Source organism: Nostoc sp. DedQUE04 (assembly GCF_034530995.1).
Taxonomy (GTDB): domain Bacteria; phylum Cyanobacteriota; class Cyanobacteriia; order Cyanobacteriales; family Nostocaceae; genus Nostoc.
The window spans coordinates 35,858-54,125 of record NZ_JAVRCA010000032.1 but is presented as its reverse complement, the minus strand read 5'-3'; the positions used below and the strand labels follow the sequence as shown (position 1 = coordinate 54,125).

Genomic DNA, 18,268 nt, shown 5'->3' with positions numbered 1-18,268 from the left:
AGCAGATGCATTCAATTTAGTGAAGCGATTGCCATCCTGAATTTAACTTTTATAATAAAGCGACAGGTTTATTTATGATCCAACGATCTTATGAAGAGAATGGCATAGCAGAGAATCAACAGCTAATTGAGGAACTGAAGGCCCTGCGGCGAGAGGTAGCTGAATTAAAAACAGAAAAAGCTGCTTTCCAAGCTCAAAAAAAGCTGCTGGAGCATTCAGTAGCAACAATCATCCGCGCTTCACCCGAAGAAGAGATGTTGAAAGCTACTTTACAAGACACGTTAGATGTTTGTAGTCAGCTTACTGGTGCCCAAAAAGGCAGTCTATTTTTACTCGATCGCCAGGGTGCTGTCACTGATAGTATCCTCACGCAAAGGGAGACAGCACTAGCGGAGCGCGATCGCCTGATTGGTTGCGTTTTAGCACAGGGGCTTGCTGGTTGGGTATACAGACAGCGCCAGATAGGATTGATCGTAGACACTGAAACCGACGATCGTTGGTTGCAGTTGCCCAATCAGCCTTACACTGTACGTTCAGCATTAGCTGTTCCCATTCTCAGGAATGAAGAGGTGTTAGGTATTCTTACCTTACTACACCCAGAACCTGGGCACTTTAGCCCAGAAATTGCCCATCTGATGCAGCTCACTGCTGACCAAATCGCTATAGTTTTAGAAAATGCCCAGCTCTATGGGAAAATTGAAACCTATTCCAAAGCACTCAACTACGAATTAGAAAAAGGGCGACAAATCCAGAGAGATTTTCTACCCAACGAAATCCCACAGCTACCTAATTTAGAGATTGCCACGTTTTTCTCTCCTGCGCGTCAAGTTGCTGGGGACTTCTACGACGTTTTCATGCTACCTGGCGACTACTTAGGACTAGTTATTGCTGATGTCGCCGACAAAGGTGTAGGCGCTGCCTTATTTATGGCTTTGTTTCGGAGCTTAATCCGTATTTTTTCGGGACAAATTAGTTTGGGCGGACTCTCTATTATTGCTAATGAGGCGGAATTATCGATTTTGCTGGAGTCAGAGATGGCAACCAATTTATACCAAATTAACCCCCTGAAAGCAGTAGCGCTCACGAATAATTACATCGCCCAGCAGCACGCCCAGATGAGTATGTTTGCTACGCTGTTTTTTGGCGTGCTAGATCCAGCAACTGGCATTCTCACCTACATCAATGGTGGACACGAAACTCTGTTTGTTGTTGGTGAGACTGGTATCAAAGCCAGTCTCAACTCAACCGGGCCAGCAGTAGGGATGATGCCTAATATGAAATTTAAAATTCAACAAGTACAGTTGGAACCAGGCGATATCTTAATTGGCTATACCGATGGAGTAACTGAGGCACGTAGTCCCAGCGGTAAGTTTTTTACTGAAAAGCGACTGCGATCGCTCTTAGATCGATCTGCACTTTTGCCATCTCCCCTGCTAGAGCGCATTACAACTGATTTGTTCGCTCACATTAGCAACGCACCTCAGTATGATGACATCACAATGCTGATTGTGCAGAGAAAGGCATCAGACTAAAGTTTCATCCTTTCACTTACCCCCCTGTAAAATATGGAACCTTTAACTGTGCCTGGAACACTGGACTCTTTAAAGGCGATCGCAGAATATGTGATGGCAGCAGCAATGGTAGCAGGTTTGAATAAAAAAACCTCCTATAAACTGCGTTTGGCGGTTGATGAAATCGCTACAAACATCATTAATTACGGCTATCAGGCAGCAAATCGCCAAGGCATATTGATTTTAAAAGCCGATTTTGACGATCGCTCCTTGAGCATTACGATTAAAGATACTGGTGTTCCCTTCAATCCTACCCAGAAGTTAACTCCAAATGATTTGAACAAGTCGCTACAGCAACGACAGATTGGCGGTTTGGGAGTTTATCTAGCTCTGAAGAGCGTAGATCGGTTTATTTACCAACAAGACGGAAACCAAAATTGTAATATTTTAATTGTAAATCGTGACGACGGATTGGGAATCAGTTAAGTCAATTCGCAGGAATTTAAATTAAAAAAAACAATGAATTTAACTAGATACAACAAGATTTACAAGTTAATTGATTTTTATTTACATAGTTTTGTTTTTCGACACCGTTGCACTTAAAACTGAATGATTTTTGGACAAAAATTTTCCTAAAACTTGCTAGCAAATATTTACAAACCTTTAAGTCCAATTTTTCCAGATTCTCTTTTCAGGTTACTTGTTACAAATGGTCACGAAGTTAGTAACTACAAAAAAATTTCATGTATTCTCAATATTCACAAGGTAGCGACCTTAAACAGCAAATATGTCAAAAACGGCCAAAAAAAGCATATATAGCAGTTGCCTTGGTAGGTTAGGACATCAACCGATCGTCAAACCCCGACACCAAAAACTTTTAAGCCTGTTGCCTATTAGCTATTGCCTGTTATATCAAACCACCAACTAATAGGGTTGCTTGTAGAAGTAAAGACATCCCGCAACAGCAAACGTGTCTAAGTTAGTTTGGAGCTTATAGATGTTGGAGAAAATTAATACCCTCAATGATTTTCAGGCAAACTTAGCAGACCAAGCAGCACTGGAAACTGCGCTCCTGAACCATCCAGAAATTGAAGAGTGTCGGGTATTAATCCGAGAAACAGAAACCGCAGATATGTGGTTAGTAGCCTACGTAGTTGCATCAGGAAAATGTTCGTTGGCACAGCTAAATGCATATTTGCAGGTTCATTTGCCAAACACTATCCTGCCTCAATCCTACGTTTGGTTATCCAGATTGCCGCTCACCAGTGAGGGACTGATTGACGATCGCCGTCTAACTGATTTAGCCGTGATTGACATAGATTTGATCGATCGATGGGAATCGTCTTTGCGATCGCTTCCCTCGATTAACCAAGTCGCAGTTATGGTACAAGACCAGACAAAACAACTGCCACCATTACACGTTTGGGATTTACTAGCGGATACTCAAGCAACAAAGCTCAATTTTCAATTAGAGGATTCTGGCGTAAATCAACAAATTGAGCCTTCAAAATCTCAGATTTCCCAGCCAAAAGCCAAAGCAATTAGTCATGGCGAACCTTTACAACTGGAAACAGACGCAACCACTAACTTAGCCGAACTACTCCAAAGGGCAGCGTTACAAACTTCAAAAGGAATTACTTACATCCAACCCGATGATACTTGCCAAAACCAATCCTACGAAGATTTATTAGACGCAGCTCAACGGATTTTGGCGGGTTTAAGAAAATTAGGACTCGTACCTCAAAATCGAATAATTTTTCAATTTGACCGGCCTCAAGACTTCATTCCTGCCTTCTGGGGCTGTATTTTGGGCGGATTTATCCCAATTCCTTTATCCGTTCCTCAGAGTTACGATCGCTCTGATGGTTTCGTCAATAAATTAGCTCAAATCTGGGAAAGACTAGAACCAAGCTTAATACTGACTAGCGATCGATTAGCAGCTGAACTGAGAGGTTCCCTGATAGATTTGCCACTTGACAATTTGGCGATCGCTACCCTCAATGAGTTGCAATCTTACCATCCCGATCCTAACTGGTATGTTCCGGCGGCGGATGATTTGGCAGTGCTGTTTCTAACTTCTGGCAGTACAGGTACGCCGAAAGCAGTTATGCAAAGCCATCGCAGTCTCATCTGTCGATCGGCTGCGAGTGTTCAGATGAATGGGTTTACCCAAAAAGATGTTTCCTTAAACTGGATGCCACTCGATCACGTTGCCGGATTAGTGTATTTTCATATTCGGGATGTCTATATAAGTTGTCAGCAAATTCATGCCGTCACCGATTGGGTGTTGCAACAACCCCTGAAATGGCTTGATTGGATGTCTGATTATCGCGTGAGTGTAACCTTTGCACCGAATTTTGCCTATGGGTTAATCAATGCAGCCGAAGCAGAACTTTCTCAGGGGCATTGGGATTTATCATCAGTGCGATACATCTTGAACGGAGCAGAAGCCATTGTCGGCAAAACTGCAAGAAGATTTCTCGAATTGCTGACAGCGCACGGACTCCCGACTACGGCAATACATCCCGTTTGGGGAATGGCTGAAACTTGTTCGGGAGTGACTTACTCTCACAACTTTTCTAGAGAATCAACTACAGATGAAGATGCATTCGTAGAAGTTGGAGCGCCGATTCCCGGATTTTCTCTGCGGATAGTTGATGCTCAAGACCAGCTCGTTGAAGAAGAAGCCATCGGAAGGCTGCAAGTAAAAGGATTGACAGTAACATCAGGTTATTTTGGTCAACCAGAACTGAATTCAGAGGTTTTTACAGAAGATGGCTGGTTGAAGACGGGAGATTTAGCTTTCTTACGACAAGGACGTTTAACAATTACAGGCAGAGAGAAAGACGTTATTATCGTCAACGGACTGAATTACTATAGTCATGAAATCGAAGCAGTTGTTGAAGAAATTGCAGGTGTAGTTGTTTCCTACACTGCCGCAGTGGCTGTGCGTGATGGAGAAACTACAGAACAACTGGCTATTTTCTTCCATACAGGTGACGCGGATGAAATCGAAATTGCAACGTTGATGCAAACCATTCGCCAAAAAGTTGTCCAACGTTGTAGGATCAATCCCAGCTATATAATTCCAGTTGAAAAAGCTGCGATTCCAAAAACGCCCATTGGCAAGATCCAGCGATCGCAATTAGTTAAACGCTTTGAATCAGGTGAATTTAAATTTATCCTTCGTCAGTTTGATATCCTCAGTGGCAATGCCAACACAATACCTGACTGGTTTTATCGCCGAATTTGGTGTGTTAAGCAGTTAAATCACAAGCATCGGCAGCCAGTTAAACTTCCGACTCAGAAATTCCTCGTGTTTCTCGATGATTTAGGTTTAGGAAATTACCTGTGTACAGAACTCGAACGCCATAACCAATCTTATATCTGCGTTGAAGCAGGTACGGATTTTATCAAATCTGAGCAAGGCGATCGCTTTATTATCAATCCCGAAAATCCCGATCACTATCGGCGGTTGCTAGAGTCTCTGGCATCGGATATTCCCACTCAGATTTTGCATTTATGGACATACAACGAGTCTAGGGGTCAAGTTTCTAGCCTAGAGGAACTAGAACGCGCCCAATACTTAGGGTTATATAGCATTCTATTTTTAGTGCAAGCCTTAGCAAATGCCAAGGAAAAACACCAACTACTAGATATAGATATTCAGTTACAAGTCATTTCTAACAACGTCCAGTTAACTAGCAGCGATGATGCGATCGCTTATGAAAAATCTACACTTATCGGATTGCTGAAAACAATTCCTTTAGAACTATCTTGGTTGCACTGTCGCCACCTTGACTTGGAAGTTGGGTCACTGGAAACAAATGCTAACTATGTTTTCAAAGAATTAAATATTACTAAAGGTGATAGTGAAATTGCTTATCGTCAAGGTCAACGGCTAGTCTCATCACTTGCCAAAGTTGATATGCTTGCTAGTCCAACCCAGGAAATACCAATTAAAGCAGGGCAGATTTATCTGGTAACAGGCGGGTTGGGTGGAATTGGGGCTTCCGTTTGCCAATATTTACTTAAGCAATTTGGTATGCGATTGCTGATTGTTGGCAGAACAAATTTGCCACCAGAAACAGAATGGTTGCAGCATCTCGACGGGAATACAGCGATCGCCAAGCGATTGAAAAATTATCAATCTCTCTTGGCGATAAGTAGTGATTTATTATACAAATCTGTTGATATCTGCGATTTAACTTGCTTGCAACAGGCTGTCACAGAGGCAGAGCTGAGATGGAATCAACCTCTGGCAGGAATTATTCATCTCGCAGGTGAAGGCGATCTCAAACACCACTGGACGGTGATGGAAAATCACTGGATAGCTGTGGCTACATTAGAAAGCTTTCGTACCATGCTACGCCCGAAAGTTCAGGGCACTTGGACGCTTTTTCAACTGATTCAGAATCGACCAGATGCCCTTTTCATCGGCTTTTCTTCTGTAAATAGTGTGTTTGGCGGAGCAACCTTTAGTGCCTATGCTGCTGCCAACAGTTTTTTAGATGGTTGTTGTCAGTATCAGCAATACCATTACCATCCTGATACTTACTGCTTTAACTGGAGCCAGTGGGATGATGTTGGTATGAGCGAAGGAAACCCCATGCACAGCCGGGAAGCAGCTCATCGCTTGGGGTATCAGAGTATTACTCAAGAACAGGGTTGGCGTTCCTTACTAGCAGGTTTATCGCGTCATCAACCGCAGTTGATTGTCGGTTTAAATGGCAGTAATCCCCATATTCGTCGATATCTGAAGACAGAAGCCGATAACGTCGAGAAATTAACCGCTTATATTACCACTGTGGATGGTGCAGGGTTGGATGGTTGGGAGCAAATGAGAGTTAGCGATCGCTTTGGGACTCCGAGCCATTGTGAAATTGTACGGCTTGCAAAAATGCCCTTAACACAAACGGGTACGATAGACATTGCCAAAATTATTGGCAGCAATCAAAAGCACAACCAACCTTGGCAAGTCGTTTTGCCGCAAACTGACATTCAACGCCAGATAGCTCAAATATGGCAAGACGTACTCGGCATTTCTTCAGTGAGTATCGATCGCAACTTTTTTGAATTAGGTGGTAGTTCGCTCACCTTGGTTCGGGTTCACGATCGGTTACAAAAACAATTTGGGCAACATCTGTCACTGATTGACTTGTTCCAATATCCAACGATTCAGACGCTAGCAGAGTTTCTGAATCAAGCTCAAATGCCATTGCCGGAGCGATCGCAATTATCGCCATCCCATCGTTTGGGTAAGATGAAAGATACCCAGCAATTAGAAATTGCCATCATCGGTATGTCTGGGCGTTTTCCAGGAGCCAAAACACTCGATGAATTCTGGCAAAATTGCTGTAATGGCGTGGAATCGATTTCATTCTTCAGCGATGAAGAACTGGAGTTAGCCGGAATCGATCCGTCATCCTTGAATGATGCCAATTACGTGAAAGCTAGTGGTATCTTATCTGACATTGATTTATTTGATGCCGCGTTTTTCGATATCTCGCCCAAAGAAGCTCAAATCCTCGACCCACAGCATCGGCTGTTTTTAGAGTGTGCTTGGGAAACACTCGAAAATGCTGGTTACGACCCTGCAACTTATACAGGGTTAATCGGGGTTTATGCAGGCATGGGGATGAATCTTTATGCAGGTCGAACTTACTGGAATCACAATCTTTACCCAAATCGCGATCGCCTAGAACACGTTGACGACTCGCAACTAGCGATCGCCAATGGTACAGATTTTCTGCCCACGCGGGTTTCATACAAATTCAACTTGCAAGGGCCCAGCGTCAACGTGCAAACCGCTTGCTCGACTTCCTTAGTTGCCGTCCATCAAGCGTGTCGGAGTTTGATTCAGGGAGAATGCGATATGGCTCTGGCTGGTGCTGCTGCGATCGCCGTACCGCAAAAATCTGGTTATCAGTATCAGCCAGGGATGATTCTTTCACCCGATGGTCACTGCCGAGCATTTGACGCTAACTCACAAGGAACCGTTGGCGGCAATGGCGTTGGCATTGTGATGTTGAAACGATTGGCAGATGCGATCGCCGATGGAGATAATATTTACGCCGTGATTAAGGGTTCTGCGATTAATAACGATGGCTCTCAAAAAATTAGCTATACGGCTCCCAGCGTTCAGAGACAGGCAGCAATGATTGCCCAAGCGCAAGCGATCGCAGATATCAATCCAGAAACTATTACTTACATCGAAACCCACGGAACCGGAACGACTCTCGGCGATCCGATTGAAATTGCAGCATTAACCCAGGCATTTCGTAGCAAAACACAGAAGCAACAATTTTGTGCCATTGGTTCTGTAAAGACTAACATCGGACATTTAGATACAGCTTCAGGCATAGCAGGATTGATTAAAACAGTTTTGGCACTCAAGCACCGATTGCTACCGCCTAGCCTAAATTTTAAACATCCCAATCCCAAGATTGATTTTGCTAACAGTCCATTTTATGTAAATACAACTCTATCAGACTGGCAAACAGACCAAACGCCTCGGCGGGCTGGCGTAACTTCTTTGGGTGTTGGCGGTACGAATGTTCATGTTGTTCTAGAGGAAGCGCCCTCCGATTTTAGATTGCCGATTTTAGATTTTAGATTGGATGATGCTGATGACAATCCAAAATCCCTATTGACGCTTTCGGCAAAAACTGAGACAGCGTTACGGGAATTAGCTGGGCGGTATGTGGGGTTTTTGGAGTCTCATTCAGAAGTATGTTTGAGGGATATTTGCTATACGAGTAATGTGGGGCGATCGCATTTTGATTATCGGCTGGCTTTGGTTGCCGATTCACCCGCACAATTGAGAAATCAACTCACAACATTTATTGCCGAAAATTCGCGCACTCGCTTTCAGGCTTCAGGGGTAGCTTTCCTATTCACTGGACAAGGTTCGCAGTATATCGGTATGGGACGAGAACTTTACGAAACCCAACCTGTTTTTCGGCAAGCCCTCGAACGCTGTGCCCAAATCCTGGACTCACTATTAGAGCAACCATTGTTAGAAGTGCTGTATCCATTAGGGGAAAGGGAAAGGGGGAAAGGGGAAAGGGAAAAAAACTTAGCGCTTCATCTTCTGGATGAGACGGGCTATACCCAACCTGTCTTATTCGCTTTGGAATATGCATTGTCCCAGCTATGGCAATCTTGGGGTATCAAGCCTAGTGCTGTTATGGGTCATAGTGTGGGCGAATATGTTGCCGCAACTGTTGCAGGTGTATTCAGTCTGGAAGATGGATTGAAACTCATTGCTGCACGGGGTAACTTGATGCAAGCACTACCGCAGACAGGGGCAATGGTAGCGGTATTTACTGATTTGGCACAAGTATCTGCGGTAATTGATTCATTGCCGGAGGTAACGATTGCTGCAATCAACGCACCAAGGCAAATCACGATCTCTGGTGCGGCTGGGGCAATCGCATCGGCTGTGGCTATCTTAGAAGCAACAGGAGTGCAAACAAAGTCACTGAAAGTTTCCCATGCTTTTCATTCGCCGTTGATGCAACCAATGGTGGCAGAGTTTGGGCAGATTGCCCAGCAAGTGAGCTACCGTACACCAAACCCGAATATTCGTTTTATTTCCAATATCACAGGGCAATTGGCAGGAGTGGAGATTAGCACGCCTGAATATTGGGTGCAGCATGTGTTGCAGCCAGTGCAATTTGCTAACAGTATTGTCAGCCTGTCAGCGTTAGGAAATTTGGCTTGTTTGGAAGTGGGGCCGCACCCAATTTTAGTAAGCATGGGTCGTCAGTGTATCCCAGAATCGGGACATCTGTGGCTGGCAAGTCTCAAATCGCAAGAATCAGATTGGCAGCAGATGTTGGGCAGTTTAGCGGCGTTGTATGAGCAGGGAATATCGGTAAGTTGGTCGGAGTTTCATCGGGGATCTGAGCATCGGCGCGTGGTATTGCCGAATTATCCCTTTGAGCGATCGCGTTTTTGGGTTGAACCAAACAAAGACAGTAGCCACAAAAATTTTCAAATCTCCTCTGCAAATCTCAAATCTTCTCATCCTCTACTCGGTTCTAGATTGCACTTGGCAGACTCGAAAGAGATTCGTTTCCAGACGCAAATCAGTTCTAATTTCCCCGCTTTTTTAGCTGATCATCGCGTTTACGGCAAAGTAATCGTGCCAGGAACAGCCTATCTAGAGATGGTTTTAGGGGCAGCAGCTAAGGTTTTGAAATCCAAAAATTTAATTTTAGAAAATGTCCTATATAAACGGGCATTAGTTCTATCAGAAAATGAAAAAACGCTCCAGCTAATTCTTCAGCCAACAGAACAACAAGGATATTCCTTTGAAATTTTTAGTTGTGAATTAGATGAAGAAGATTCACCATCTTGGATGCTGCACGTTTCTGGAAATGTCACCGCATCCAATCTCAAACCATCGCTGGAACTCTCTGCAACGCACTGGCTCCCCAATCAAGTAGCTTCCCATAACCAAACCAAACATTACCAACAGTTTCTTCAACGGGGAGTTGATTATGGTGCTAGTTTTCGGGGAGTTAAACAGTTGTGGTTGAATTCAGAAGTAGTAACAGGGGAAATTGAGTTACCCCAAAGATGCGTTTTAGAAACAGATACCTATCAGTTTCATCCAGCATTCTTGGATGCTTGTTTTCAGGTTTTGCAAGCTAAATTCCCACAAGATGGTAGCAAAGAGGCTTATGTGCCGATCGCCATCAAGCGATTGCAAGTTTGCGATCGCCCCAGCAACCGACTATGGAGCATCGCCAAAGTACATCCTAGCCAGAACAGTAACAAAACACTCATTAGCGATTTACAATTAGTTGCAGATGATGGTGAGATTATAGCGGTTGTTGAAGGTCTGCAACTTCAAAGGGTCGCTGCGGCAACATTAACAGTTTCTCCTCAAGTTCCGCCAGATTGGTTGTATCAAATCGAGTGGCGACCTCAAGCCCGAATGGGGCGATCGCTCTCACCGGATTACCTGCTCAATCCCAAGGACATCAGCCAAAACCTGATTCCTCAATTGGCCGAACTTTTAACAACAACCTCATCAAACGAGGAATTTTTACCCCAACTCGAAGCCCTCAGTGTGTCTTATGTAATCAGTGCCTTGCAACAACTAGGATGGGACTTTCAACTTGGATTGCAGTTTTCCTTTACAGAAATAGCAGAACAGTTGGGGGTGATTAGCCAGTATCACCAACTGCTACATCGGTTTCTGGATATTTTGACTGAAGCAGGGTGGCTCAGACCTCTTGATTGTGTCAACGGCAGACATCACTGGGAAGTAATTAGCGCCCTCGATCGCCAAACGCCGCAACCAGAGCGATTGTTAGCCCGATTCCCTACCGGAGATACTGAAATCGCCCTAGTAGAACGCTGTGGTGCCAGCTTACCAAAGGTACTTCAGGGAAAACTTGACCCACTACAATTACTATTTCCCGATGGTGATTTCACCCTGCTGACGCAACTGTATCAAGATGCCCCAGCTGCTAGAGTGATGAATACATTGGTGCAAAAGGCAGTTTCCGCAGCACTGCTGCGAGTACCACAGAAAAGCAAGATCCGCTTGCTAGAAATTGGAGCGGGAACTGGCAGCACAACCGCTTACATTCTGCCGCAATTGAATAATTATCAAGCTGAATACACCTTCACAGACATTTCACCGCTGTTTGCAGCCAAAGCACGGGAGAAGTTTCGGGATTACCCATTTGTCCGCTATCAATCTTTAGATATCAGCCGAGATCCAGCGACTCAAGGCTTGGAAGGGCAACAATATGATGTGATTCTGGCAGCCAATGTCCTGCACGCGACACCAGATTTACAGCAAACATTGGCCCACGTCCACAGCTTATTAGCACCAGGCGGAATTCTGGTGATGTTAGAAGTCACCGATCGCCATTGTTGGCTGGATCTGAGCTTCGGTTTGACGCCAGGTTGGTGGTTGTTTGCCGATCGCTGGTTGCGACCGAATTACCCGCTCTTAAGTAGTGCCGAGTGGCAAGATGTGTTGCAAGCGAATGGATTTACATCGGCGGTGGCGATCGCACCTAAAAACAAAATCATCGGTTCCCTGGCTCAGGCTGCGATCGTTGCCCAAAAAGGAACTGAGAGCCACATACCACAAAACTGGCTAATTTTAGCAGATAGTCAAGGTATCAGTCAGAAACTTGCTCGACGGTTTCAAGAACGAGGAGATACCTGTACTCTAGTTTTTCCCGGACAGGAATACGAACTGTTGAGCGAGTTCGAGTTCAGGATTAATCCTCAGAAACCGGAAAATTTTCAGCAGTTGGTTTCGCACATACTTAGCAAGCGATCGCGTCTCTCAGGGGCAGTACATTTGTGGAGCCTAGAGAGTGGAGAAACTGCACCAACCTTAAGCGTCGAAGATTTGCAAGCAGCAACCCGTATTAGCTGTGGCAGTACTCTGTACTTGGTGCAAGCGCTAGTTAAAAAGATGGGTATAACGCCACCTCAGTTATGGGTAATAACTAAAGGAGCAGTTGCCGATAAAGCTGGATTAGTTCAATCGCCCCTATGGGGAATGGGGAAGGCGATCGTCAGAGAACACCCAGAATTACAACTTCGCTTGATAGATTTAGACCTCCAAGAAAATTATCGGCTAAGTCAAAACCCCCTTGATGCACTACTATTTGCAGAGTTGACATCACCAGATCGAGAGAACCAAATTGCATTCCGTAATGGGATGCGTCAGGTGGCAAGACTGGTTCCTTACCGTAACTCTCATAATCGAGCAGATATCCCCATCCATTCAGATAGTACCTACTTAATTACTGGTGGATTAGGGGGACTGGGACTGCTAATTGCCCATTGGTTAGTAGAACGTGGGGCAAAGCACTTAGTTCTCATGGGACGCAAAGGGACAAACGAACAGAGCGATCGCCAAATTCAGCAGCTTCAGGCACAAGGTGTATCGGTGATGGTAATGCAAGCTGACGTGTCTGTGCAGTCACAAGTGGCGGAGGTATTGGCAGAAATTGGCCGCAGCCACCCGCCTCTACGCGGCATTATCCATGCAGCCGGAGTTTTGAATGACGGAGTTTTACTCCAGCAAACTTGGGAGCGCTTTCATCAAGTCATGGCACCGAAAGTACAAGGTGCTTGGAATCTGCACGCATTAACCCAAACCTTACCGCTCGATTTCTTCATCTTGTTTTCTTCGGCTGCTTCTATTTTGGGTTCTGCCGGTCAAGCTAATCACTGCGCTGCTAATGCATTTTTAGACGCTCTAGCACATTATCGTCATCAATTGGGATTACCGGGATTGAGTATTAACTGGGGAGCTTGGGCTGAAATTGGTGCAGCAGCCGAGCGTCAGTTCGGTAAGCAACTCCAACATCAGGGAATGGAAATGATATCGCCATCCCAAGGTTTACAGGCTTTAGAGCAGAGCTTTTTTTGGGAGGTTGCTCAAGTAGGTGTGATGCCGCTCAATTGGCTGACATTTATGCAGCAATTCTCACCGGGGAATTGTCCGGCATATTTGGCAGAGTTTTCTCAACTGGCGGTTACTCAATCGACATCACCACCGCCGATGGAAATTCAGCAGCAATTGCAAACTCATGACTTTGGCGATCGCTTGCAGATTTTAACCATTTACCTGAAAGAAAAGATTGCCAAAGTGTTGGGTTGTTCTGTGGATCGAGTCGATGCTAATCAAGCACTGAGCAAAGCCGGACTAGATTCTTTGATGGCGATCGAAATTCGCAATCGGATCATCACAGAACTGGGAATTGACCTTTCTTTAGAAAAGTTTGTTGAAGGTTCCAGCATCAACCAACTAGCAGACTTGTTATTAAAACAGCTAGCTTTACAGGGACTCAACGAAAATTCGGCGATGGAAATTACTGAGGATGTGGAAGAAATAATACTATGAACCTAAATGCCCTTTTAGCCGAGCTTTCAGACCGGGGAGTGAAATTATTAGTTGATGGGGAACAACTCCGCATTCAAGCACCTAAAGGAGTTATCACTCCCGATCTCCGAAATGCTTTAGCTAACAATAAAGTAGAGCTAATCCGGTTACTACATCAGAACAAAATCGGTGCTGCTTCCATTCCTTTGGTTCCGGTTTCACAAACGCAAAATGTGCCGGTATCTTTCCAGCAGGAACGCCTGTGGATTTTGGCTCAGTTAGCTGCTGTAGAATCTGCTCATAATATTGCTCAAGCCTTGCGGCTGAATGGCGATTTAGATTTAAACTGCCTCCAAAAAAGTCTTAATGAAATTTTCCGTCGCCACGATGTCTTTGGTACAACATTTGGGGTGTGGGAAGGTAATCCCGTACAAAATATTGCTGCACCAGAACCGTTTAAATTATCTGTTTTAAATCTCGAGCATTTAGATGCAACCGAACAATTAAAAACTTTCTGGCAAATTGCCGATGAAGCAGCCGAAGCTCCCTTTGATTTGGCGATCGCTCCTTTATGGCGGATTAAACTCATTCGCTTAAATGCACGCGAGCATATTCTCTTGCTCGTCATTCATCACATTATCAGCGATATGATCTCAATGGGTTTATGGATTCGAGAACTGGCGACAGTCTACAGTCATTTTTACAAGGGACAGCCTTCTCCACTGCTAGAACCGGCGATCCAATATCGAGATTTTGCCGTATGGCAGCGCCAGTGGCTCAACAATGATGCACTCAAAAGCGAACTAGCTTACTGGAAACAGCAACTAGAGGGGGCATCATTTGAATTAAAATTACCCATCGACCATCCCCGACCGCCACTCCAGAATTTCCAGGGTCGGCGAAAGTTTTTTAAACTCGATCCTCTTCTGTGGGCTGCAATCAAACAACGAAGTCACGAACAAATGGGAATTACTTCCTTTATGACTTTCGTAGCAGCGTTTAAGGCTTTGATTTATTTGTGTTCTCAGCAGGAAGACATTTTAATTGGCTTTACCGCCTCTGGTCGAGTTCATCCGCAAGTCGAGTCGCTGATTGGTTTTTTTGGCTATCCTTTGTTGCTGCGTACAGATTTGTCTGGCAATCCCACTTTTACCGAAGTACTTAGCCGAGTGCGATCGGTGTTGTTATCTGCTTATGCTCACCAGAATGTCCCCTTTGGTAAAGTCGTTGAAGTCATGGGGTCGAGTCGGGTTGCCCAAGATACTCCCTTTTTTCAAACATTCCGCACCGGATTAAGCTATGTCAACAGCCAACTACCAAGCGACTTGACAAATTTACCCAATCTGACGTTTTCATTGATTGATGAGGGAATTTGGGGGCCGACTGATTTAGATTTGTATACTTATATTTACGAAGTCGGAGCGGATTTACAAATAGGAATTGCATATAATACCGACATATTTGAAAGTGAAACAATCGACGCTTTTGGTAATGCTTTATTTCAAATTTTAGAACAATGGGTTGAATCAAAAGATATTCGCCTCAATGAATTGAAACTACCAAAAGACCTGGAGAGAAAAGCCAGATTAGCTAGGAGCCGATATCAAAAACAAAAGTTGGCGATCGCAGCTACTTTTACCGCCGATTCGGTTGCAGATTCTCTAAAATTCTGGATGCAGCAACTCAATTTACCCTCAGAAATTACCTTTGCTCCCTATAACCAAGTTTTCCAACAACTGCTGACTCCTAATAGTCTGTTATCGCAAAATGAAACGGGAGTTAATATTGTTTTAGTGCGGTTAGAAGATTGGGTTAGATCGCAGGATTTACAAGAGTTATCTAGTAACGAACAAAAGAATGCCATTGAGCGCAATGCTCAAGATTTAGTTATAGCGTTACGTCAATCTTGCGAACAAACTAAAATTCCCCATTTGCTTTGTTTGTTGCCAAGTAATTCAATAATTGCTGATGCAAAAATGGCAACTTTTTTGCAACAAATTGAAGCAAACTTATTAACAGAACTTGCCGATATTAGTGGACTGCATATTATTAACTATCAGGAGTTAGCAACAAGCTACCCAGTAACTAACTTCTATGATGCTTATAGCGATGAAATCGGACATATTCCATTTACGCCAGCATTCTTCACAGCATTAGGAACAATGTTGGCGAGAAAAATTCACTGCCTACATAGACCGCCTTATAAAGTAATTGTCTTAGACTGCGATCAAACCTTATGGCAAGGTGTTTGTGGTGAGGATGGAGTTGAAGGCATTGTCATAGATTCATCCTATCAAGCATTGCAAGAATTTATGATTCAGCAGTGCGATCGCGGGATGTTGCTATGTTTGTGCAGCAAAAATAATCAAGCAGATGTCTTTGCTGTATTAGACCAACGCTCCGATATGCTGCTAAAGCGTCACCATTTGGCGGCTTGGCAAATTAATTGGCAAACTAAATCAGAAAACTTGAAATTGCTGTCTCAAGAACTAGGGCTGAGTTTAGATAGCTTCATCTTTATTGATGACAATCCCATCGAATGCGCACAAGTCCGCTATCACTGTCCAGAAGTTTTAACTTTGCAATTGCCCACAAATGCCACTGAAATTCCTGAATTCCTGGCTCATATCTGGGCATTCGATCGTCTCAAGATTACTGTAGAGGATCGACAGCGAACGATTGTTTACCAGCAAAATCGCCAACGTCAGCAAGCGGCAAACGAATCTCTCACGTTGCGAGATTTCCTCAATAGCCTCAATCTGCAAGTGGATATTATGGAAATGCAGCCCTCCCAGGTAGATCGTGTTGCTCAACTAACGCAGCGAACAAATCAATTTAACACCACCACCTTACGCAGAACGTCGGCTGAAATCAAAACCTTTTGCCTGTTAGATACTCATACTTGCTATGTTGTGGATGTAAAAGACCGCTTTGGTAATTATGGTTTGGTGGGCATGATGATGGTACAGGCCACAGCATCAGCCCTGGTGGTAGATACTTTATTACTCAGTTGTCGAGTGTTGGGCAGAGGAGTTGAATATCAAATGCTCAACTTCCTGGGTAAAATTGCCCTGGCACGCGGACTGAAGCAAATCGATATTATTTACAAACCCAGTTCCAAAAACCAGCCTATTGGCGATTTTCTCGAACAGTTGACAGCCATTGCCAAGGAACCTTTAGCAGAAAGCTATTGTTATAAGTTATCAGCAGATGATTGTCGAGCGATCGCTATTGCTTCTGAACGATTAGACAAAGAAGCAAAACATTCGGCATCTGAAGGGAATTTAACCCCAAGCGATCGGGCGATACCCCAACAATCCGCCAATTACACCACCTTATTCCAAAAAATTGCTTCAGATTGGCATACACCAAAGCAGATTCTTCAGCACATGGAGGAGTCTCAAGTTCAATACCAACAACAGCATCAGACATTTGTTGCACCCCGTACCGAAACCGAGAAACACTTAGCTGACCTGTGGCAAAACTTACTTCACAGATCCCCACTCAGCATCTACGATAACTTCTTCGATTTGGGAGGCAATTCTTTGTTGGCAGTGCAACTGCTGTCTCGGTTGCGAGAAACCTTGCAAGTGACTATACCCATTCATCAATTATTAGAAGTCCCAACAATTGCGGGAGTGGCTCAAGTAATTGAAGCGATCGCTCAGACAGGAATGGCTGCCAATTTAGCGATCGATTTGGCAGCAGAAGCTGTCTTAGATCCGGCAATTCGTCCAACTACACCATTCAAGTTTATCGCTCAACCCCAGGCGATTTTCTTAACTGGAGCAACCGGTTTTCTCGGTGCGTATTTAGTAGACGAACTCCTGCAACAGACCACAGCTAATATTTATTGCTTAGTGCGAGCGCAGGATGTAAAACAGGGCATCCAACGTATCCAAAGCCATTTACAAGCATACGGACTTTGGCAAGAACAGTTTCGCTCCCGGATCGTTCCAGTCATTGGTGATTTGGCGTTACCCAACTTAGGTCTGAACGAGTCACAATTCCATCAACTTAGCGAGGAAATTGATGTCATCTATCACAATGGTGCTGTCGTCAATTTTCTTTATCCCTACGCCAAACTCAAAGCAGCCAATGTCTTGGGAACTCAGGCGATTTTGCGTCTAGGCGCTCAAACGAAAGTCAAACCCGTGCATTTTGTTTCGACGCTGGGCATTTTTTCGGCTCCTGCTTATGCAAACGCTAACTCCATTCCAGAATCCGATGAATTGGCAGAATTTCAAGGGTTGCAAGGGGGTTATTTACAAAGTAAATGGGTGGCAGAAAAGCTAGTTATGCAAGCACGCGATCGCGGACTTCCTGTATGTATCTACAGACCAGGTGCAATTTCTGGACACAGCCAAACGGGAATCGCCAACGTGGATGACTTCTTTTGCAGTCTGACTAAAGGCTGTATCGAACTAGGTATGGTGCCGGATTTGGAATTCCCCCTCGATCTGACCCCAGTTGATTATGGTAGCAGAGCGATCGTCCACCTCTCTCAAAACCCTGACTCCTTCGCCAAGGCATTTCACCTTGTTTCTCCTGATTGTCTGTCTTGGGGTAAATGGTGTGACTTAGTTCGGTCTTTGGGTTATTCGCTAAAGCAAGTTTCTTACCATGAGTGGTATGCTAAATTGCTACACAATGCGAAACACAATATTCCAAATGCTTTACATGCTTTTCTGCCATTGTTAGACGAACAATTATTAAAGAACGTGCAGTTACCAGCATTTGATTGCCAAAATACATTGACTGGACTTGCTGACACCAATATTATTTATCCAACAATAAACACCGAATTACTCAATATCTACTTTGGCTACTTCAAGAAAAGTGGATTTTTCAGCGGAATTTAGACTAAGCAGCAAAAAACAACGCA

Annotated in this window: 4 protein-coding genes; all 4 read left to right on the top strand. The window is 44.3% G+C overall.

Annotation, left to right across the window (positions count from 1 at the left end; all coding sequences use genetic code 11):
- Positions 1-74 precede the first annotated feature (74 nt).
- The 4 genes from RM049_RS21295 to RM049_RS21280 all read left to right on the top strand — a co-directional run bounded on the left by RM049_RS21295 (position 75) and on the right by RM049_RS21280 (position 18,245).
- A complete protein-coding gene (locus tag RM049_RS21295; protein WP_322686932.1) occupies positions 75-1,532 on the top strand; it encodes a GAF domain-containing SpoIIE family protein phosphatase in 1,458 nt (485 codons plus the stop codon).
- A gap of 33 nt (positions 1,533-1,565) precedes the next feature.
- Entirely contained in the window at positions 1,566-1,997 is a 432-nt protein-coding gene (locus RM049_RS21290) for an ATP-binding protein (protein WP_322705580.1), read from the top strand.
- 511 nt (positions 1,998-2,508) lie between these two features.
- Positions 2,509-13,404: an SDR family NAD(P)-dependent oxidoreductase gene (locus RM049_RS21285; protein ID WP_322705579.1), complete on the top strand. Its 10,896-nt coding sequence runs from the start codon at positions 2,509-2,511 to the stop codon at positions 13,402-13,404.
- Entirely contained in the window at positions 13,401-18,245 is a 4,845-nt protein-coding gene (locus RM049_RS21280) for a thioester reductase domain-containing protein (RefSeq protein ID WP_322705578.1), read from the top strand. The genes RM049_RS21285 and RM049_RS21280 overlap by 4 nt, the downstream gene beginning before the upstream one ends.
- Positions 18,246-18,268 lie beyond the last annotated feature (23 nt).